Annotated in this window: 15 protein-coding genes and 1 tRNA gene; 4 read left to right on the top strand and 12 right to left on the bottom strand. The window is 67.4% G+C overall.

All coding sequences use genetic code 11. The annotated features are described in order from the left end of the window. Positions 1 to 12: 12 nt before the first annotated feature. Positions 13 to 1,530 (bottom strand): FAD-dependent monooxygenase, encoded by a 1,518-nt coding sequence (locus ACZZ93_RS14175; RefSeq protein ID WP_463511369.1) that lies wholly within the window; start codon positions 1,528 to 1,530, stop codon positions 13 to 15. A gap of 88 nt (positions 1,531 to 1,618) precedes the next feature. Here ACZZ93_RS14175 and ACZZ93_RS14170 point away from each other — a divergent pair, with 88 nt between their 5' ends. Further along, complete coding sequence (locus ACZZ93_RS14170) at positions 1,619 to 2,872, top strand: MFS transporter (RefSeq protein ID WP_463511368.1); 1,254 nt, start codon at positions 1,619 to 1,621, stop codon at positions 2,870 to 2,872. A 771-nt stretch (positions 2,873 to 3,643) separates the two neighbouring features. Here the strand turns inward: ACZZ93_RS14170 and ACZZ93_RS14165 are convergent. Together ACZZ93_RS14165 and ACZZ93_RS14160 are read right to left on the bottom strand one after the other, a co-directional pair. Continuing rightward, positions 3,644 to 3,734, bottom strand: a tRNA-Ser gene (locus ACZZ93_RS14165). 57 nt (positions 3,735 to 3,791) lie between these two features. Beyond that, positions 3,792 to 4,838, bottom strand: a complete 1,047-nt coding sequence (locus tag ACZZ93_RS14160; RefSeq protein WP_463511367.1) for a hypothetical protein — start codon at positions 4,836 to 4,838, stop codon at positions 3,792 to 3,794. Positions 4,839 to 4,965: 127 nt separating this feature from the next. On the opposite strand from ACZZ93_RS14160, the gene ACZZ93_RS14155 reads away from it, so the two are divergent. Next, positions 4,966 to 5,742, top strand: a complete 777-nt coding sequence (locus tag ACZZ93_RS14155; RefSeq protein WP_463511366.1) for a hypothetical protein — start codon at positions 4,966 to 4,968, stop codon at positions 5,740 to 5,742. Between the two features lie 332 nt (positions 5,743 to 6,074). Here ACZZ93_RS14155 and cydC read toward each other — a convergent pair whose 3' ends face one another. The 5 genes from cydC to ACZZ93_RS14130 all read right to left on the bottom strand — a co-directional run bounded on the left by cydC (position 6,075) and on the right by ACZZ93_RS14130 (position 12,741). Further along, positions 6,075 to 7,745: a thiol reductant ABC exporter subunit CydC gene (cydC, locus tag ACZZ93_RS14150; protein WP_463511365.1), complete on the bottom strand. Its 1,671-nt coding sequence runs from the start codon at positions 7,743 to 7,745 to the stop codon at positions 6,075 to 6,077. Continuing rightward, complete coding sequence (gene cydD / locus ACZZ93_RS14145; protein ID WP_463511364.1) at positions 7,742 to 9,409, bottom strand: thiol reductant ABC exporter subunit CydD; 1,668 nt, start codon at positions 9,407 to 9,409, stop codon at positions 7,742 to 7,744. The genes cydC and cydD overlap by 4 nt, the downstream gene beginning before the upstream one ends. A 63-nt stretch (positions 9,410 to 9,472) precedes the next feature. Continuing rightward, the gene (cydB, locus tag ACZZ93_RS14140; protein ID WP_463511363.1) at positions 9,473 to 10,537 is read right to left on the bottom strand and encodes a cytochrome d ubiquinol oxidase subunit II; all 1,065 of its coding nucleotides are present in this window, start codon (positions 10,535 to 10,537) and stop codon (positions 9,473 to 9,475) included. A 14-nt stretch (positions 10,538 to 10,551) separates the two neighbouring features. Beyond that, positions 10,552 to 11,967 (bottom strand): cytochrome ubiquinol oxidase subunit I, encoded by a 1,416-nt coding sequence (locus ACZZ93_RS14135; RefSeq protein WP_053097727.1) that lies wholly within the window; start codon positions 11,965 to 11,967, stop codon positions 10,552 to 10,554. Positions 11,968 to 12,060: 93 nt separating this feature from the next. Next, positions 12,061 to 12,741, bottom strand: coding sequence for an ArsR family transcriptional regulator (locus ACZZ93_RS14130; protein WP_056279328.1), 681 nt, complete (start codon positions 12,739 to 12,741; stop codon positions 12,061 to 12,063). A 100-nt stretch (positions 12,742 to 12,841) separates the two neighbouring features. On the opposite strand from ACZZ93_RS14130, the gene radA reads away from it, so the two are divergent. Beyond that, a complete protein-coding gene (radA, locus tag ACZZ93_RS14125; RefSeq protein WP_285364454.1) occupies positions 12,842 to 14,209 on the top strand; it encodes a DNA repair protein RadA in 1,368 nt (455 codons plus the stop codon). A 252-nt stretch (positions 14,210 to 14,461) separates the two neighbouring features. Here the strand turns inward: radA and ACZZ93_RS14120 are convergent, their stop codons facing one another. From ACZZ93_RS14120 to ACZZ93_RS14105, 4 genes are all read right to left on the bottom strand, one after another. After that, entirely contained in the window at positions 14,462 to 14,872 is a 411-nt protein-coding gene (locus ACZZ93_RS14120) for a dehydrogenase (protein ID WP_463511362.1), read from the bottom strand. A gap of 279 nt (positions 14,873 to 15,151) precedes the next feature. Beyond that, on the bottom strand, positions 15,152 to 15,811 hold the full coding sequence (locus tag ACZZ93_RS14115; RefSeq protein ID WP_394194451.1) for a hypothetical protein: 660 nt from the start codon (positions 15,809 to 15,811) through the stop codon (positions 15,152 to 15,154). 9 nt (positions 15,812 to 15,820) lie between these two features. Next, the gene (locus tag ACZZ93_RS14110; protein ID WP_042539928.1) at positions 15,821 to 16,324 is read right to left on the bottom strand and encodes an amino-acid N-acetyltransferase; all 504 of its coding nucleotides are present in this window, start codon (positions 16,322 to 16,324) and stop codon (positions 15,821 to 15,823) included. Between the two features lie 124 nt (positions 16,325 to 16,448). Then, entirely contained in the window at positions 16,449 to 18,974 is a 2,526-nt protein-coding gene (locus ACZZ93_RS14105; protein ID WP_053097733.1) for an ATP-dependent Clp protease ATP-binding subunit, read from the bottom strand. A gap of 226 nt (positions 18,975 to 19,200) precedes the next feature. Here ACZZ93_RS14105 and ACZZ93_RS14100 point away from each other — a divergent pair, with 226 nt between their 5' ends. Beyond that, positions 19,201 to 19,821 (top strand): hypothetical protein, encoded by a 621-nt coding sequence (locus ACZZ93_RS14100; protein WP_463511361.1) that lies wholly within the window; start codon positions 19,201 to 19,203, stop codon positions 19,819 to 19,821. Position 19,822: the final 1 nt, after the last annotated feature.

The following is a 19,822-nucleotide window of genomic DNA, read 5'->3' as shown; positions in this document are numbered from 1 at the left end:
GTACGGGAATGATCAAAGAGACGGCGGGAAGAACGGAAGACTCGGCCAGTCCAGGACGTCGTGGAGTTCTCCAGTTGCGCGCGCGGCGACGTAGCCATCTGGACGGATGAGCAGCAGCGCGTCGCTGGGCGTTCCGTAGATGTCGCGGAACGCATCGTTACGTGTGTCATCCAGAACTACTGTCTTGATAGCTGCTCCTTGCTCCGACCAACGGACCGGAGCAAGGGCGTCAAGGGCTCGCGCGCCGATTGCGAGGACGGTGAAGGAAGGGCCGCGAAACAGGTCGAAGAGCGTCGTACCCTCACCGCCTACCAACGTCACGGGAGAGTCCGGCGCGCGGTCACCGGCGTCGACCTTCTCGTCCGTCGCGACGTTAGGCGCGAGCGGCCCTCCACGGTAGGTCAGCGTGAGCTGACGCTCCTCGTCTCCGCGCTTCATTGCCGTGAGCGGGGCGTCGACGATGTGCGCGTACAGCCCAGACGCGAGCCCGAGGACTCGTGCCGCGACCGGCTGACGTTCGGCCTCGTACGTGTCGAGGAGCTCGTCGTCCCCGCCGGCCAGCACCTGACCGATCTTCCAGCCCAGGTTGTACGCATCTTGGACGCCCGTGTTGAGTCCTTGAGCTCCCGTCGGCGGGTGGACGTGGGCCGCATCGCCGACAAGCAAGGCACGACCGACTCGGTAACGTTCCGCGAGACGGATGTTCGGTCGCCACACCGATGACCAATGGATTCGGTGGATCCTCACTTTTCGACTTCCGATGGCGTCGCGGACGAGGTTTTCAATCGAGGCAGCATCCATCTCCGCGGAATCCTGGGGACGCAGTTTCAGCATCAACTGGAACTTCCCTCCCGGTAGCGGGCACAGAGCCACGAATCTGCCCTGCTTGCGCGGCCAGATATGCCACCGGTCACTTGAAATTCCGGTGAGGTCGACGTCGGCGACGATCATTCGATCGCTTTCGTCCGTTGTGCCTCGGAATGGGATCCCCAGGGCGCGCCGCACTGCACTGCTCCCGCCGTCGGCACCGATGATGTAACGCGCTCGCACCTCCTCGGTGTCTTCAGCCGTCTCCAATCGCGCCACGATGCCTCCCTCGTGCTGCGTGAACGACAAGAGCCGAGTCGAATAGTTCACCCCGGCACCGAGTTCCTCGAGCCGCTCTCGGAGCGAGAGGTCAGTGGCGTACTGCGGGGCGAGGAGCGTATTGGAGTGAGGAACGTCCGGCGTGGCCGCGTGCAGTTTGATCATCGTTCGCCTGAAGGTGATCGGTCCGAGGTGCAGGCCTAACGGTGGATACAACATCGACCGCGACTGCAACCGACTCAGAACGCCCAGATCGTCCAAGACCTCAAGAGTCCTCGGCTGCACGCCTTTCGCCCGCGATCCTTCAAAACCGCGCATCGAAGCGTCAATCAGCCGGAAGGTCACGCCCCTGCGCTGCAGATCACAAGCCAGAACCAGCCCGCTCGGACCCGCGCCCACGATAAGGACATCCACGTCGCTCTTCATCAGTACCACCCACTCCATCAGCGCTTCACGAGTTATGGATACATCGTAACCGTTATGCCATAGTAGTGGCTACGGTGTATCCGTATCCAGCGACGAAGGAGTTGCAATGCGTACCCCCACCCCGCCAGCGACCGAACACTCGACCGCCTCACCTGCAGGAGGCGGACTGCTCTTCTCGATCTGGAGTTCGCAGTTCGGAATCTCCGTCGTCTACGGCGCCGTGCCCGGCGTATTACTCGCGCTTCAGATCGAAGCCTTGGCCGGCGAGGGGAAGGTGGCGGCCCTGAGCCTGTTCACGCTCTTCGGCGCCATCGCTGCACTCATCGCTCAGCCCCTGGCTGGCATGCTGTTGGACCGCACTCGCACTCGCCTCGGCAGTCGAACTCCTTACGTGCTCGGTGGAAGCGCCGTCGTAGCGCCGGTGCTGCTGGCTATGGGGTTCACCGACTCTCTGATACTCCTCGGCTGCCTGTACCTGACTTCGGAATTCGTTCTCAGCGCAGCTCAGGGACCGCTCGCAGCGACCCTTCCAGACCGAGTGCCTGCCGCGCGTCGGGGACGGTTCAGTGCTGGGCTCGGGCTCGGCATCATGCTGGGCTCAATGGGCGGCACGATCCTCGGGGCTTCGCTCGCCGACGATCTCCAGCTTGCCTACATCACCCTCAGCGTCATTCCGCTGCTGCTTACGATAACCCGGGTGTTCATCGCACGAGATCCCGACAACAGGGCCGTGACCTCCTCGCCGCCAAACCGTGGAACCCGGTGGTGGACGACCTTTCTCGTCAACCCCAAGGCTCACCCCGACTTCTGGTGGGCTGTTGGGAGCAGAACACTCGTCTACACAGGCTTCTTCATCGTTCAGGGCTACGGCCTCTACATCCTGGGCGACTACGTTGGCGCCGGTAGCGACGCAGTCGAGTACGTCGGAATAGCCGCAGCGATCGCTGCCGTGGGAATCTGCTTGACGGCAGTGCCTGCAGGCCTCCTGTCCGACAGGATCGGACGCCGGAAACCGTTCATCGTGGGAGCCACCGTCGTGATGGGGGCAGGTTTGCTAGTCCCGCTTGTCATCCCCACCGTGACGGGGTACCTGGCGATGATCGGAATCGTAGCGCTCGCATTCGGATGCTTCGAGGCGGTCGATACAGCTCTCGTCACTCAAGTGCTACCACGTTCGACGTCATTTGCTCAAGATTTGGGTGTCACCAACGTCGCCGCCATCGCACCCCAGATACTTGCCCCCGCACTCGCCGGAGCGATCGTACTAACCACCGGATCCTTCGCTGTGATCTTCCCGACCGCCACCGCGCTTGTGATCGCCGGCGGACTGGCGGTGTCTCGAGTACGCACAGTTCGCTGACGAAGATACGGTTGCAACGTAGCCAAAACCCGATCACCGATCGAGACGAGGACTCATCAATGCGAAGATCTACCCGGTTCCGCGGTCAGGCATCGCCGGACGAGCGGGCAGAGACCCTGCGGGAGGCGATCTATGTTGCGTTCACGCTTCTCGCCGTTCTACTGATTGAACTAACGCACCCGCCGCTCGAGCCATTGATCCTGGCAGGGACAGTCACCATGACAGTCGTTGCCCTCACCTGCACGATGTTTGCCGCCGACGTTGTCTCGCACCTCGTCTCGCATGACACTGCCATGAACCGTGAACAACTCCGTCACGCCACACGTGCGGCTTTCACCCCCTCCTGATCGCAGTCGTTCCGGTCGTCGCGTTGTTGCTCAGCGGCGCAGGGTGGTGGTCGGCCGCGATGGCGGTGACGCTGTCGGTCGCTAGCATCGGCATCGCGCTTGGCGCAGTGGGATGGTTCGCAGTTCGTGGGTTGCGATCCGATTGGCCACGACGCTTCGTCTTGATCGTCGGACTTCTCGGGACAGCGATCGCGATACTCGGCGTTCAGTTGCTTGCTCATGGGTGAGCGAGTCAGCCGTAGGGCGGGACTGCATCACCATTACTCGAACCATGGCGGGACGCCACAGGATCTCATTGCTCGTCGCTGGTCACTACCCGCGTTACGCGCGAGCAGCACGCAACGGCCCTGCTCAGAACTGCACCAAAAATGCACCACGCCCGACCCCGGATACGGAAAAACCCCCGATTTCTCGGGGGTTTCCATGGCGGTGACGGTGGGATTTGAACCCACGGTAGGGGGTTACCCTACACAACTTTTCGAGAGTTGCACCTTCGGCCGCTCGGACACGTCACCGCGGACTAGCTTACGACAACCCGCGCCACGGCGCGAATCGAGTGGGTCAGCACCGGATCACCAGGCGGCGGCGACCTCCGCGTGCGTGCCCAGGATGCCGTCGGTCGTCCCCTCGGGGGCCCGGCCGATGCCGCACTCGGTCGCGACGCCGAACTGCGGAGCGAAGCGCTGGGCCACGGCGATCCGCCGCTCCGCTCCCTCCGCGCCGTCTTCCCGGTGCACGAGCCCCAGGTACAGCTCACCGTCGTACGCGAGGTCGGCGAGGGGCGCGAAGTACGCCTCGTCATCGCGTTCGATCGGCACGGGCAGGTGCAGCCAGGTCAGCGGGCGGGCCGATGCGGCGATCACGGCGTTCGCGTAGCGGACGAGGTTCGCCGCATCCGTCGGCTCGAAGAAGTGCTTCTCGGCGACGTCTCCGTAGCAGAGGTGCACTCCGACCTCGACGTCGGCCGGCACGGCGTCGATCAGTCCTGCGAGGCGCGAGACGAGACCGGGGAACGGATCGCCCTCCCACCACACGTCCATGACCCGCCCGAACGCCGGCGCGGCCTCGATGATCCCCATCTCGCTCGCCACGTCCCACTGGATCGCGAGGTCGTCGTGCGGGATCGCCGCGAGGATGCTGTCGACCTCGCGCCGCAGCGCGGCGGTGTAGACCGGGTCGATGGCGGCGCGGTCATCGCCGAAGAAGAACGACGAGACGACCGCGACCGTCGTCGGAAGTGAGACCTGGAAGCGGGTCGCGGCAGGTACGACGCCCTCGTCTCGCAGGCGCGAGAAGATCGCATACGACTCGATCGCGGCATCCGCATATCCCAGCGGCGGGAGCTGGATGCTCGCCGCGTCCACCCCGTCGGCGATGCGCAGCGGTCGAGCGTCGATGCCGGCCCTGAACGGGATGGGCTCGTCGCCGATGCGCTCGATGCCGTCGGCCTCGCCGAGCACGTCGGGCTGGAACATGATCCAGTGGAATCGCTTGCCGACCTCACCGTCGGGGATGCGGCGGAGTCGCGGACCCAGCAGTTCGGCGGCGGTGCGCATCGTGGTCTCGGCGTCGTCGAAGTTCACACTGCCCACGAGGAGGGCACCCTGCGGCTGAGTCATGCATCCAGGTTATCGGCGCGTGTTTTCTCCGGCAGCCTCTCGGACGAACGCCGCGCCTCCAAGTTAGGCTGTCCTAAAGGCATCCGTCGCAGGGTGCGCCGCGGAGTCGAGGCACGGAGGGGACGCAATGGGCTTCATCACATCGGAGGCGCTGGCAGAGACCGGCTACGTCGTGCTCGACGACCACGATCAGGCATCCGATCCCGCGGAGTGGCTCGACCTCGAGTACATCGGCTGGCGCTCGTCGGGCGTCACGCGCTTCGCGCCGCTCGCCAGCTACGCCGGCGCGATCGAATGCAACGGCTTCTGGAACCAGACCCCTCCCCGCACCGACAAGGACGGCGTGTGGGTCGAGTCGCAGGTCGCGATCGCCCCGACCCTGCAGCGCCGCGCCCTCGAGCCGGGCGCCGGAGTCGGCCGCTGCCGCGTCATCGAACTGCAGCCCAACGACTACGCGGATGCCGTCTACAACCTGCACCAGGACGACAACAACCGCCTCAACGAAGACGGCACCGGCTGGGTCGTGCGCGGCTACTACAACCTGTCCGATGACACGGATTCGCTGCTGCTCCTGCGCTCCGACCGGTTCGACCCCGCGACCGAGATCCGCCTGCCGCTGCGCGAGGGCTCCCGCATCATCGTCGACACCCAGCGCTTCTGGCACGCGGTCTGGCACCGGGGCACCGCCCCGCGCTACGCCCTGATCACGTCGTGGACCTCGGGCCCCGAGCTCGACGCCTACATCGAGGCCAACCACGGCGACCCGCGCCCGGCCACCGTCGCGCTCGAGCCGCAGCTCGTCGACGACGCACAGATCGAGCTGCACCGCCGCATCGAAGAGCGCCGCCGCGTCTTCGAGGCCCAGGGCATCGTGATGGAGCCGCGCGCAGACCTCAGCGTCTGACCTCCGCGCTTCCTCGGTCGGGCATGATGACGAAGCCCCGCCCCGATAGGTCCGGCATCTGAACTCGGCCGGGCTGGCGTCCGTCTGCAGGACCGATGCACGTATGCAGGACCAGAACGCGGTTCTGAACCGACATCGGTGCTTCCGTCCTGCACACGGTCGCCGACACGACACCGGGCGGCCTGTCATTCCCGAACCCCGGCACGACGTCGGACTCCACCCCCGACACACCGAACGGACGAACGGATGCCAGGGCACGCCGCCCTAGACGTCCGACACTGTGCCCGGGGGTAGCGGCGAGAAGTCGCCCCTGAACCCCGACAGCCGCCGGACTACTCCGCGACCGTGCGCCCGTCGTCCAACCGCACGACCCGGTCGACGGCGCCCGCGGGCGGGGCGACGTGCGAGATCAGCAGCACCGACTGCTCCCCCGCCGCGTGCAGCAGGTCGCGCAGCAGCGCATCGGATGCATCGGGGTCGACGCCCGCGGTCGGCTCGTCGAGCACCAGCACGGGGAAGCCCCTGAGCAGCGCGCGAGCCAGAGCGATCCGCTGCGCCTGCCCGCCGGACACGAGCCCGCCCCGGTCGCCGACGCGCGCATCCAGTCCGCCCCGCTCGCGCACCCAGGCGCCGAGGCCGACGCGGTCGAGCACCGCGAGCAGCTCATCGTCGGTCGCGGAGTCTCGGGCGAACAGCAGGTTCTGGCGGATGTCCTCGTCGAACAGCTGCGGACTCTGCTCACACAGCCCGATCGTGCGTCGCAGAGCGGGACCGGAGAGTTCCGCCGCATTCATGCCTCCGACGGAATACTCCCCCTCGATCCGCAGGAATCCCACGAGTGCGGCAGCGAGCGAGCTCTTGCCCGCCCCGCTCGGACCGGCCACCAGCACACGCTCTCCCGGACGCAGGTCCAGGTCGACTCCTCGGAGAGCCGGCGTCCCCCCGGGCCACCACGCGCGCACATCACGGAGTCGCAGCGCGGGAACTCCGACGATCTCCACATCCTCGCCGTCGTCCGACCTCAGCTCGGCCGGGATCTCCGCCGGCAGCACGTCGACGATGCGCTCGGCGCTCGAACGCACGCTGCGCCAGGATGCCGCGGCGATCGGCACGGCGCCGAAGACCTCGAACACGACCATGGGAACGAGCACGGCCACGGCGAGCCAGGGTCCGTCGATCGCCCCGGTCGTCAGCCCGGGAGCCGCGACAGCCAGCGCCCAGACCGACGCCGCGCCCGCGACCGCCGACACGACGCCGGCTGCGATCGCCTGCGCCAGGGATGCCGTGCTCACGGCGCGGCGCAGCTCGGCATCCGCCTGCCGCACCCGCTCGCGGGCCTGCGGCTCGGCTCCATAGGCGAGCAGCACATCGAGCGTGCCGAAGTAGTCGGTCAGCGCGGCGGAGAGGTCGCCGCGACGGCGAGAGACGGCGGCCTCGGCCCGAGAGCCGAACACCCACCCCAGTCCGATCGCCGCAGCGGCCGCTACCACGAGGCATGCGGAGAGAGTGAGTGCGGCCGGCAGCGACACGAACGCCAGGAATCCGACGGCGCCGAGGGCGACGAGCCCCGAGACTGCGAGCGGCTGCACGACCCGCAGCGGCAGGTTCTGCAGGTTCTCGACATCGTCGACGAGGGCCGAGAGCACGCGACCGTGGTCGGTTCGTCCGAGTCCGGCAGGCGACAGCGGAGTGAGGCGCCGCACCATGTCGGCGCGTGTCGAGGCGAGCTGACGCAGCGCCGCATCGTGGCCGCTCAGCCGTTCCAGATACCGGGTCACCGCACGAGACACCGCGAAGAACCGCACCCCGACCACCGCGATCGACAGCGGCACGAGAGAGTCGACGATCGATGCGCTGACGATCAGCCAGCCGCTCACCGCGAGCAGGCTCACCGCGGCGCCCGCCGACAGGAAACCCCAGATCGCGCCGGGGAGGAAGCGGCGCATCGGCGGCTGCGCGAGTCGGAGGACGTCGCGGATCCGGGCGGAGTCGCTGATGCTCATGCGTGCACCCCCAGCTCGACGACGCGATCGGCGATGGCCCTGGCCGAGCGGCGGTGCGAGACGAGGAGGACCGTGGCTCCGGCATCCGCTCGGTCGCGCAGCGACGACCAGAGCCGTGCTTCGGTGTCGGGGTCGAGGGCGCTCGACGGCTCGTCGAGAGCGAGCACCGCGTCGGGATGAGCGGCGTGCCGATACAGCGCCCGTGCGACGGCGACGCGCTGCGCCTGGCCGCCCGACAGACCGCTCCCCTGCACGCCGAGCTCGAGCGCCGGATCGAGGTCGGTCGCGCACGCGTCGTCGAGGGCACGGCGGATGCCGTCGTCGTCGGGCTCGTCGTCACCGAGCGCGACGTTCGCGGCGATCGTGCCGCGGCTCAGCTGGGGGCGCTGTCCGCTCCACGCCAGCCACTCGGACGGAGCGAGGTCGCCCACGCCGACTCCGCCGACCGTGGCCGACCCCTCGAACTGGACGGCACCGCGCAGCGCCGCGAGCAGGCTGGACTTGCCCGCGCCGCTCGGCCCCTCGATCAGGGTGATGGTGCCGGGCGCCGCGATGAATGAGACGGGTGCCAGATCGCGCACGCGCAGGTCGGTGACGACCAGGTCTCGCGCGTTCGTGCTCCACGACTCCGGAGATCCATCCGGAGAACCGGCCGGATCGGCAGGATCCGGCCCGACCGTCGCCCGATCTCCGGAGTCATGGAGCGAGTCCGCCCGAGCCCCGGCCGCATCGAGCACCTCGAACACATCCTCGGTCGCCGCGACCCCCTCGGACGCGGCGTGGAACTGCACGCCCACCTGGCGGATCGGCAGGAACGTCTCGGGCGCGAGCAGCAGCACGAACAGCCCGACCTCGAGCGACAGGTCACCCGACAGCAGCCGGAAGCCCACCGCCACGGCGATCAGCGCCACCGCGAGCGAGGCCAGCAGCTCCATCGCGAAGCCCGACAGGAACGAGAACCGCAGCACCTTCATGGTCTCGCGACGGTACTCGTCGGCCGTGTGCTCGATCTGCGCGGCGGCCCGGCGCTCGCGCCCGAACAGACGCAGCGTCGAGAGCCCCTGCACTGTGTCGGCGAACCGTGCCGCGAGTCGCTGCAGCGTCTGCCACTGCGTGCGCTGCACCGTGCGGGTCGCGATGCCGATGAGGATCAGGAACAACGGGATCAGCGGCAGCGTGATGAGCGCCGTCAGTCCACTCGGCCAGTCCTGCCACCACATGACCGCGAGAAGCACCGGCGTCGCGATGACGGTGAGCACGAGCTGCGGGATGTAGCGGGCGAAGTACGCGTCGAGCGCCTCCAGCCCGTGCCCTGCGGTGACGGCGAGGCCAGCCTGATTGCGCTGCGCGAGCCATCCGGGTCCGAGGCGGCCGACGGCGGCGATCAGAGCGGCACGCAGCTGCATGCCCGTCTTCGCCGCGGCGCGGGTCCCGGCGGCATCCGAGGCCGCGATCATTACGCCCCGCAGGGCCGCGAGTCCGAGCAGCCAGAGCAGGGATGCCGTGACATCGCGCCCGGCGAGCGCGCCGGTGACGGCATCCGTCAGCATCCACGCGAACGCGATGGTCACCGCGGTCTGCACGACCCCGATCGCGCCGGAGAGCAGCAGGAATCCACGGGCGGCGCTCGCATACCGCAGCAGCCGGATGTCGACCGGCTTCACCGCGCCACCCGCTCAGCCGTGGTCAGACAGGTCACTCCGGTCGCAGTTCGTGCCGCTCCCCGATCAGAGAGGCGGCGCGAACTGCGACCGGAGCAGAAGTCGTGTCTCACGCGTGCGCCGGAGCCCCTCGATCGAGCTGCGGGTGACGCGCTTGCGGAAGATCCAATACGTCCAGGTCTGGTACGCGAGCACCAGCGGCAGGGCGATCAAGGCGGTCCAGCTCATGATCGTCAGCGTATACGGCGTGCTCGAGGCGTTCTCGATCGTGAGGCTGAAGGCCGGGTCGATCGTCGACGGCATCACGTAGGGGAACAGCGCCGCGAACAGCATCACGACAGCGGATGCCACGGTGACGGCGCCCGCCGTGAAGGCCCGTCCGTCACGTCCGCGCATCGAGAAGAGCACCGACGCGATCAGGGCGAGCGCCGCGACGAGCCCGCATCCGATGACCATCAGCATGAGCGGAGACTCGCGATCCCAGGCGATTCCGATCGTCCAGAGCACGGTGCCAGCGGCGGCGAGCACCGTCGGGCCGGCGGCGAGCTTGACCAGACGACGAGCGTCTGAGTGCACCTGTCCGTCGGTCTTGAGCGAGACGAACAGCACGCCGTGCAGGAAGAACAGCAGCAGCGTCGTGACGCCGACGAGCAGCGAATAGGGGTTCAGCAGTGCGAAGAACCCGCCCACGTAGATGTGGTTCTCGTCGATCGCCACGCCCTGCACGATGTTGCCGAACGCGACACCCCACAGCAGCGCGGGCACGGCCGAGCCGATCACGATCATCCGGTCGAAGCCGCGCTTCCACTGAGCGCCCTCACGCTGGTGCCGGTACTCGAACGACACCCCGCGCAGGATCAGCGCGAGCAGGATCAGCAGCAGCGGCAGGTAGAACCCGCTGAACAGCGTCGCGTACCACTCGGGGAACGACGCGAACAGGCAGGCGCCGGCGACGATCACCCAGGTCTCGTTGAGATCCCAGATGGGGCCGATCGTGTTGATGACCTGGCGACGCGAGACGTCGTTCTTGCCGAGGAACGGCAGCGACATGCCCACGCCGAAGTCGAACCCGTCGAGCACGAAGTAGCCGACGAAGAGGAAGGCGACGATCCAGAACCACATGTATTCCATGACTGATCCCTTTCTCAGTACACGACGGACGGCAGCTGGGCCGTCTCCTCGTGGGGCTGCTCTTCGGTGTCCGGCCCCTTCTGGGCCGCACGGATGATGAGGCGGATCTCGACCACGGCGAGCGCGGCGTAGATCGCGGTGAAGGCGATCAGCGAGATCAGCACCTCGACGCCGCTGACGCCCGGCGAGACGCCGTCCTGCGTGGTCATGAGTCCGAAGACGATCCAGGGCTGCCTGCCCATCTCGGTGAAGACCCAGCCCATGATGTTGGCGACGAGCGCGAGCGGGAACGACCAGATCGCGAGCTTCCACATCCACGGCGCCGGCGGGTTCTTGGCGCCCTTGCGGGTGACCCAGAGGCCGACCACGGCGACGAGGGCGGCGGCCATGCCGAGGCCGATCATCCAGCGGAACGCCCAGTACGTGACCCAGAGGATCGGAGCGAACTCGGTGAGTCCGGTGTCGGCGAAGGTGGTGGCGTACTCGGCGTTGAGGTCGTTGATGCCGTGCACGCACGCGTCGAACGTGTGGGTCGACAGCAGCGACAGCAGGTACGGCACGCGGATCGAGAACAGCTCGGAGCTGCCGTCGGGGGTGCCGAGCGTGAAGAGGCTGAAGGAGGCGTCCGGCCCGCACACCGTGTTGAAGGTCGCCTCGGCGGCCGCCATCTTCATCGGCTGAGCCGCATACATCGCGAGGCCCAGCTGGTCACCCGTGAGCACGACCCCGGCGGTCGAGAAGATCATCGCCCACAGGCCGAACTTCAGCGAGATGCGCATGGTGTCGAAGTGCTGTCCGCGTGCCAGGTGCCAGGCCGAGACCGAGATCACGACGCCGGCGGCGAACATCAGCGCGCCGAAGATGGTGTGCGGGAAGGCGGCGAGCGCGACCGGGTTGGTCAGCAGCGCCCAGAAGTCGGTGAGCTCGGCGCGGTTGGTCTCGGGGTTGAAGACGTACCCGACCGGGTTCTGCATGAAGGCGTTCGCGGCGATGATGAAGTACGCCGACAGGATGCTGCCGATCGAGACGCACCAGATCGTGGCGAGGTGCAGCTTCTGCGGCAGCTTGTCCCATCCGAAGATCCAGAGGCCGATGAACGTGGCCTCGAAGAAGAAGGCGAGCAGCCCCTCGAACGCGAGCGGGGCGCCGAAGACGTCGCCGACGAAGCGCGAGTAGTCCGACCAGTTCATGCCGAACTGGAACTCCTGCACGATGCCCGTCACGACGCCCATGGCGAAGTTGATGAGGAAGATCTTGCCGAAGAACCGGGTGAGGTGCAGGTACTGCACCTTGCCGGTGCGCACCCACGCGGTCTGGAAGATCGCGGCGACGAGCGCCATGCCGATCGTCAGCGGCACGAACAGGTAGTGATAGACGGTCGTGAGACCGAACTGCCATCGAGACAGGACCAGCGGGTCCAACCATTCCATGAGCCACTCCTTCTTCCGTGCCCGGGGTGCCACGCTAACGACGGGCCTGCCGCCCCCGATGGGCCGCCGACCGTGAATAAGGCAGATGCGCGCCTAGGCGGCGGACATCTCCGTCAGACGCAGCTGCACGGTGCAGTCCGCCGGCAGGGCGGAGGTGCGAACGGCCTCGGCGGCGAGCGGCCCACCGGCTTCGGTGAGCACCCCCTGCATGAGGCCGAGGTGCACGGAGCACAGCATCGGACGGTCTTCGGCGCGACCCGCGGCATGCGGGCACGGGCTGAGATCGACGGTGAGCTGCTCGTCATCGACGACGGGCTCGAAGCCGCTCTCCTCCAAGTGTTCGATCAGGGCGTCCAGCTGGTAGGTCGCATCGCGACCGAGAGAGGATGCCGACGCAGGCAGGACCCGACGCAGCAGATCGCCGCGGACGGCGGCCGCCTTCGCCTTGTTGCGGGCGATGGGACTCGAGGCATCCGCTGCACCGGTCACTGCGCTGTACAGCGTGCGCGGACGGCCGCGAGTGGTGCGGCGCTCACTGGCCTGGATGACGTAGCCGCCTTCGATGAGGCGCTGCAGGTGCTCGCGAACCGTGTTGGGATGCAGGCCGGTGGCCTCGCACAGCTCGCCGATCGTGCGCTCCCCGCGGGTCCGCACGGGTCCGCCGTCGTGCTCGGCGTCGCCATCGATGCGGGGGCCGCCTTCGAACAGCGCGTGCAGGATCTGCACTCGCGAGAAGGTCGAGATCGGCCCGCAGACGGGCCCGCCGTTGGCCATGGATCCAGTATCCCGCGGGGGCTCGGCGCCATGGGGTGGTTCGGCCGTGAATAATGCCCCAGGCGATAGGGATGTCTGATCTCGGCGATAGCCTGGCTGCATGGCCACCCGAAAACCCGCTGCTCCTGCGTACGTCTGCACCGAATGCGGGTGGACGACCGCCAAGTGGGTGGGTCGCTGCGCCGAGTGCCAGCAGTGGGGAACCGTGCAGGAGCAGGGCACCCAGACGGGCATCCTGAGCCGGATCACGCCGCTCGCGCCGACCGCGGCGAAGGCCGCGCGACCCATCACGCAGATCACCACCGAAGACGCTCCACGTCGCACGAGCGGGGTCGGCGAGTTCGACCGCGTGCTCGGCGGGGGCATCGTCCCCGGCGCGGCGATCCTGCTCAGCGGAGAACCAGGTGTGGGCAAGTCGACGCTGCTGCTCGAGGTCGCCGCTCAAGCCGCCCGCTCCGGCCGTCGGGTGCTCTATGCGAGCGCCGAGGAGTCTCCGGCACAGGTGCGCCTGCGCGCCGAGCGCACAGGCGCACTGCACGACGAGCTCTACCTGGCGAGCGAGACCGACCTCGCGACGATCCTCGGCCACATCGACGAGGTCGCCCCGCAGCTCGTGATCGTCGACTCGGTGCAGACCGTGTCGTCGTCGCTCATCGACGGCGCGGCCGGTCAGCCGAGCCAGGTCCGAGAAGTGGCGGCCACGCTGATCCGCGTCGCGAAGGACCGCGGGCTGCCCGTCATCCTCGTCGGGCACGTGACGAAAGACGGCACCGTCGCCGGGCCGCGCGTGCTCGAGCATCTCGTCGACGTCGTCTGCCACTTCGAGGGCGACCGTCAGACGTCGCTGCGTTTCATCCGCGCGCTGAAGAATCGCTTCGGCCCGACCGACGAGGTCGGCTGCTTCGAGATGACGGGTGCGGGCATCTCCGAGGTGCCCGACCCGTCCGGTCTCTTCCTCTCACAGGGTGCCACCGAGCCGGGAACCTGCGTCGCGATCTCGCTCGAGGGCCGCAGGGCGCTGCCGGTCGAGGTGCAGGCGCTGACGATCACCACCACCGCGCCGAATCCCCGTCGAGTGGTGCACGGACTCGACTCGTCGCGTGTCGCGATGGTGCTCGCGATCCTCGAACGCCGCGCCGGCATCAAGACGAGCAACCTCGACGTCTACGTCTCGACCGTCGGCGGGGTGCGTTTCACCGAGCCTGCGGCCGACCTCGCGATCGCGATCGCCGTGGCGGGGTCGATCCAGCAGATCTCGGTGCCTCGCACGGTCGCCGCCGTCGGAGAGCTCAGCCTCGCCGGCGAGATCCGCCCCGTCACCCAGTCGGCGCAGCGTCGGTCCGAGGCGTCGCGGCTCGGCTACGACCAGGTGGTCGACGACCGCTCGAAGACGCTGCGTGCGGCGCTCAACGACGTGCGTGCGCGGAACACGAGCAGGCGCAGCGAAGCCGACATCCCGCCGTTCTGAGCTCGCGGCGAGGAGCGCCTGTCCCGCGCTCATCCGGGCCGAACACCGTCAAGCAGGGCCACATCCGCACCGCACCGCACCGCACCGCGGGGCCATTTCCCCACCGCACCGTCAAGCGGGGCCACTTCCGCACCCCAAACGGGCGATCGGCATGCGAAAGTCACCCCGCAGAGATCATCCGACGCGAAAGTGACCCGGCACGGGCCGTGGGGCCTGCGCCGGTCGCCTGGGCGAGCGAGCTCGCACCGCTACTCAGGCGTCGAGGGCCTTGAGCAGCTCTTCGGGCGAGGCCTGCATCGGGTGCGGTCCCGCGATATCGAGGAACACCGTGGTGATCGGGTGCGCGCCGAGGAACTTCCGCAGCCACTCCGCACTGTAGATGCCGACACCCGGCGGGAGGTTGGCCGGCTTGTTCTTGGCATCGCTGAACAGCAGCAGTGCCAGATCGCCCGACTTGGGGTCGCGATAGGTCCAGACCTCGCCGCTGTCGAGAGGATTGTCGCGGGCGCCGGGCTTCACGAGCGGCACGACCGTGGTGCCGTGGCGCAGTGCGAGAGCGACCGCCGCGATGTCCTGCTTCTCCAACGCCTGGGCGAGGGCATCCGACCGGAAATCCTCAGGTGCGGGCTTGCTCTTCGCGGATTTCGACTTCTTCGCTGCCATGCATCCAGCATATTCAGCGGATGCCGCAGCGCGGTCCGAAACCGAGCCGGGAGAAGAAAGGGGCCCTCTCGAGTCATCCATTGGGGACTGGGGTACTCGAGAGGGCCCACGGACCCTCGGGCGGCATGTCGAAGCGCTGGGGACGCTGTGCTCGACGCCACTGGGGATGGCATGCGCCGCAAGTCTGCGAGGGTCACTCCAATGGTATCCCAAAGAAACAGCAGTGTCACCCGAAACTGAGTGCAGGACTGTATTCAAGACCTTTGGCTAGTTTTTGCCTCAGTACAGGAGGATCTGCTTCGTCGTCGTGCCCTTGAAGCCGCCGATCTCGACAGCGACGTGATACGACGCTCCGCCGCCGGGAGCTCGCGGCCGATTCTCGTCCGCGCACGTCTCGACGCTCGACCGCGTGCGGTCCCAGGTGACCGGCACCTTGCTCGTCACAGTCGCGCCGGCGGTGAGCGTGGCGACCATGCTGCTCGGGTTCTCCTGGCAGTCGGTCGACGTCCACCAGACATCGGTGCCGCTCGACACCGTCATCCGCTGAGTCGTCGACCCCACGTCGATCGCGCAGTCGGTCGACCCGCGGTTCGTCAGCGAGATCGACAGCTGCGGCAGCACCCCGGGATCGTACGAATCGGCATCCGTCACGGCAGCCACCTCGACGTCCTTGGCCTCGCACGCGACGATCCCGGGCGTCTCATCGGCCGACGGCTCAGGAGACGGCGACTCGGCTGCGGGCGATTCTGAGGTCGTGGCATCCGGCGACGGGGATCCCGAGGCCGAGGCACTCGGCGAGGGCATCGCCTCGGCGGCGCTGGCCCACGGGCGTGCCAGGAGCAGCCACACCGCGGCGCCGATGACGGCGACGAGCAGGATCGCCGCGACGAGGGTCACCAATCGTCGGCGACGATAGACGGCGGCGGAGTGGCGAGGCATTGATTCAGGTTAGTTGAGGCTCTTCAGCATCCTGGTGTTGCCGAGCGTGTTCGGCTTGACATGCGCGAGATCGAGGAACTCCTCGACACCCGCATCGCCGCTGCGCAGCAGCTGAGAGTACACGTCGGGGTCGACGACCTGTTCGCCGATGATCGAGTATCCGCGGCGGCCGAAGAAGTCGACCTCGAAGGTCAGGCAGAACAGTCGGCTGAGCCCGAGCTCGCGAGCCTGCTCTTCGAGCGCGCCGACGATCGCGCCGCCGACGCCGTGGTGCAGCCAGTCCCCGCGGACCATGAGGGTGCGCACCTCGCCGAGGTCCTCCCAGAAGACGTGCAGCGCACCGCATCCGATCAGCTCGCCGTCGGCTTCGGCCACGACGAACTCCTGCACGGCGCCGTAGAGCACAGCGAGATCCTTGCCGAGCAGGATGCGCTGCTCGACCATCGGCTGCAGGAGGTTTCGGATGCCGATGATGTCGGCGCTGCGCGCAGGCCGGACGATGTACTCGCTCACACCGTCAAGCCTAGAACCCGTCACCTCCCCAGACCCTGAGCGAGCCCGGAATGCCGGAGTGCTGGAGTCCCCCGTACACGCAGAAGGGGCGGATGCCGCAGCATCCGCCCCTTCTGTGATCAGGTCACTCCCCGCTGGCGACCGCCAGGTCGGGGGTGCCGGAGATCGCTCCACCGGTGTTGACGCCGACCGCGACCTTCTCGCCACGGGGACCGTGCTCGAAGAGGAACTCGCCGTCCTTCGCGTCGACCTTCACGTGGTCGCCGGGGTTCAGCTCGCCGTGCAGGATCTTCTCGGACAGACGGTCCTCGACCTCGTGCTGCATCGCGCGACGCAGCGGACGGGCACCGAGCGCCGGGTCGAACCCGATCTCGATGAGACGCTCCTTGGCGGCCTGCGAGAGCTCGATCGTCATGTCGCGGTCGAGCAGACGCTCGCCGAGGCGCTTCGTGAACAGATCGACGATCTGCACCAGCTCCTCCTTCGACAGCTGCGGGAACACGATGATGTCGTCGACACGGTTGAGGAACTCGGGCTTGAAGTTGCGCTTGAGCTCTTCGTTGACCTTGCCCTTCATCCGCTCGTAGTTCGTCGAGTTGACGCCCTCGATCTGGAATCCGACCGGACCACCGGCGATGTCACGCGCACCGAGGTTGGTGGTCATGATGATGACGGTGTTCTTGAAGTCGATCACGCGGCCCTGACCATCGGTCAGGCGACCCTCTTCGAGGATCTGCAGCAGCGAGTTGAAGATGTCCGGGTGGGCCTTCTCGATCTCGTCGAACAGCACCACGCTGAACGGCTTGCGGCGCACCTTCTCGGTGAGCTGGCCACCCTCTTCGAATCCGACGAACCCGGGAGGGGCACCGAACAGACGCGAGACGGTGTGCTTCTCACCGAACTCGCTCATGTCGAGCGAGATGAGAGCCGCTTCGTCGTCGAACAGGAACTCGGCGAGCGCCTTGGCGAGCTCGGTCTTTCCGACACCCGTGGGGCCGGCGAAGATGAACGAGCCCGAGGGACGCTTCGGGTCCTTGAGGCCGGCGCGCTGACGGCGGATCGTCTTGGAGAGCGCCGCGATGGCCTCTTCCTGACCGATGACGCGCTGGTGCAGCGCCTTCTCCATGAAGACGAGTCGCGAGGACTCCTCTTCCGTCAGCTTGAAGACCGGGATGCCGGTGGCCTGTGCGAGCACCTCGGCGATCAGGCCCTCGTCGACGACCGCAGCGGTCGCGACGTCACCCGAACGCCACTGCTTCTCGAGGCGCAGGCGCTCGGCGAGGAGGCTCTTCTCCTCGTCGCGCAGCGATGCGGCCTTCTCGAAGTCCTGGTCCTCGGACGCGACTTCCTTCTGCTCGCGGACCTTAGCGATCTTCTCGTCGAATTCGCGCAGCTCGGGCGGGCTCGACAGGATGCTGAGGCGCAGGCGTGCGCCGGCCTCGTCGATCAGGTCGATGGCCTTGTCGGGCAGGAAGCGGTCCGACACGTAGCGGTCGGCGAGGTTCGATGCCGCGACGATCGCGCCGTCGGTGATCTGCACCTTGTGGTGCGCCTCGTACCGGTCGCGCAGCCCCTTGAGGATGTTGATCGTGTGAGGGAGGCTCGGCTCGTTCACCTGGATCGACTGGAAGCGGCGCTCGAGAGCGGCATCCTTCTCGAAGTGCTTGCGGTACTCGTCGAGGGTGGTGGCGCCGATGGTCTGGAGCTCGCCACGAGCGAGGAGCGGCTTGAGGATGCTGGCCGCGTCGATCGCGCCCTCGGCGGCACCCGCACCCACGAGGGTGTGGATCTCGTCGATGAAGACGATGATGTCGCCGCGCGTGCGGATCTCCTTGGTGACCTTCTTGAGACGCTCTTCGAAGTCACCGCGGTAGCGGGAACCGGCGATGAGCGAGCCGAGGTCGAGCGAGTAGAGCTGCTTGTCCTTCAGCGTCTCGGGCACATCGCCCTTGACGATCGCCTGAGCGAGGCCCTCGACGACGGCGGTCTTGCCGACGCCGGGCTCGCCGATCAGGACGGGGTTGTTCTTGGAGCGGCGAGACAGGATCTGCATGACCCGCTCGATCTCCTTCTCGCGCCCGATGACCGGGTCGAGCTTGTTGTCGCGCGCGGCCTGCGTGAGGTTGCGGCCGAACTGGTCGAGCACCTGCGAGCCGCCCTGGGCGCTCGGGGTGTCGTTCGACTGCGCGCCGACGGCTGCCGGCTCGCGTCCGGGGGCACCCGAGAGCAGCTGGATGACCTGCTGGCGGACCTTGTTCAGGTCGGCGCCGAGCTTGACGAGGACCTGGGCTGCGACACCCTCGCCCTCGCGGATGAGGCCGAGCAGGATGTGCTCGGTTCCGATGTAGTTGTGACCGAGCTGCAGGGCCTCGCGGAGGCTGAGCTCGAGCACCTTCTTGGCGCGCGGCGTGAACGGGATGTGACCGGTGGGCTGCTGCTGGCCCTGACCGATGATGTCCTGCACCTGCTCGCGGACGGCGTCAAGGGAGATGCCGAGGCTTTCGAGCGCCTTGGCTGCGACACCCTCACCCTCGTGGATGAGGCCGAGCAGGATGTGCTCAGTGCCGATGTAGTTGTGGTTGAGCATCTTCGCCTCTTCTTGGGCGAGGACGACCACTCGACGGGCTCGGTCCGTGAATCTCTCGAACATGCTGTGACTCCTTATTCGCACGTGTTGTTCGACACTGGCGAAGACGCGTGAAGCGCTTGTACATCGAGAGTAACCACCGTGCGCAGGCAGTATGCCCGTGTTCGCCGTCGGCATAGTGCCGTGACCGCCGGTGACGCGTCTCCTGGACCACCGGGGTTGACGGACTTATCGACAGTCGTTATGTTAACGATTATCGGTAATAACGACTCTCGATAAGGAGTGGACGATGACCTCGACGAAGGACCGCACGATCTCTCGCGGCGATTCCGGAGCCCTGATCGGCTTCTGCGTCGCAGGAGCACTGATCGCCGCCTACATCACGGTGTTCTCGATCATCCGCATCATCGAACTGGCTCGCGGGGTCGACGTGCCCGTGCTGGTCGAGTTCGTCGGCTCGACGGCGCCTGTCGAGCTGCCCCTCAACACCGGCGACTCCATCACGGTCGGTCTCGACAGTGCGATCATCACCGCCCCGCAGCTTCCGGCGATCGCCGCCGTGCCCGGCATCATCGGGCAGGTCGCGCAGATCCTCACGATCGTCCTCGTCATCGGATGCCTGATCCTGCTGGCGCGGAGCGTGCTGACCGGCCGCGTGTTCAGCCGCCGCAACACAGCTCTCGTCGCGACCGCCGGGATCGCCGGCCTGGTCGGGTTCGCCACCGTGCGCTTCTTCGACAACATGCTGGCCAACGCGACGGTCGCCAGGATCACCGACAACGGGGTGGACAACGCCGTGATCAGCGTCGAGCCGTTCACGTTCGTCCTCGGGGCGTTCGTCATCGCCCTCATCAGCACGGTCTTCGTGATCGGCGACCGGCTGCAGCGCGACACGGACGGGCTCGTCTGAT

The sequence above is a fragment of the Microbacterium sp. AC026 genome (assembly GCF_979258475.1).
The sequence above is the reverse complement of the archived record's forward strand: the minus strand, read 5'-3'. Positions and strand labels throughout refer to the sequence as shown.

What these genes read in the sequence shown, in the direction of transcription:
- ACZZ93_RS14115 (WP_394194451.1), bottom strand. Translation starts at nt 15,811, where the DNA reads ATGCCTCGCCACTCCGCCGCCGTCTATCGTCGCCGACGATTGGTGACC.
- ACZZ93_RS14170 (WP_463511368.1), top strand. Translation starts at nt 1,619, where the DNA reads ATGCGTACCCCCACCCCGCCAGCGACCGAACACTCGACCGCCTCACCT.
- ACZZ93_RS14135 (WP_053097727.1), bottom strand. Translation starts at nt 11,967, where the DNA reads ATGGAATGGTTGGACCCGCTGGTCCTGTCTCGATGGCAGTTCGGTCTC.
- ACZZ93_RS14155 (WP_463511366.1), top strand. Translation starts at nt 4,966, where the DNA reads ATGGGCTTCATCACATCGGAGGCGCTGGCAGAGACCGGCTACGTCGTG.
- ACZZ93_RS14120 (WP_463511362.1), bottom strand. Translation starts at nt 14,872, where the DNA reads ATGGCAGCGAAGAAGTCGAAATCCGCGAAGAGCAAGCCCGCACCTGAG.
- ACZZ93_RS14160 (WP_463511367.1), bottom strand. Translation starts at nt 4,838, where the DNA reads ATGACTCAGCCGCAGGGTGCCCTCCTCGTGGGCAGTGTGAACTTCGAC.
- ACZZ93_RS14175 (WP_463511369.1), bottom strand. Translation starts at nt 1,530, where the DNA reads ATGGAGTGGGTGGTACTGATGAAGAGCGACGTGGATGTCCTTATCGTG.
- cydC (WP_463511365.1), bottom strand. Translation starts at nt 7,745, where the DNA reads ATGAGCATCAGCGACTCCGCCCGGATCCGCGACGTCCTCCGACTCGCG.
- cydB (WP_463511363.1), bottom strand. Translation starts at nt 10,537, where the DNA reads ATGGAATACATGTGGTTCTGGATCGTCGCCTTCCTCTTCGTCGGCTAC.
- ACZZ93_RS14100 (WP_463511361.1), top strand. Translation starts at nt 19,201, where the DNA reads ATGACCTCGACGAAGGACCGCACGATCTCTCGCGGCGATTCCGGAGCC.
- ACZZ93_RS14105 (WP_053097733.1), bottom strand. Translation starts at nt 18,974, where the DNA reads ATGTTCGAGAGATTCACGGACCGAGCCCGTCGAGTGGTCGTCCTCGCC.
- radA (WP_285364454.1), top strand. Translation starts at nt 12,842, where the DNA reads ATGGCCACCCGAAAACCCGCTGCTCCTGCGTACGTCTGCACCGAATGC.
- ACZZ93_RS14130 (WP_056279328.1), bottom strand. Translation starts at nt 12,741, where the DNA reads ATGGCCAACGGCGGGCCCGTCTGCGGGCCGATCTCGACCTTCTCGCGA.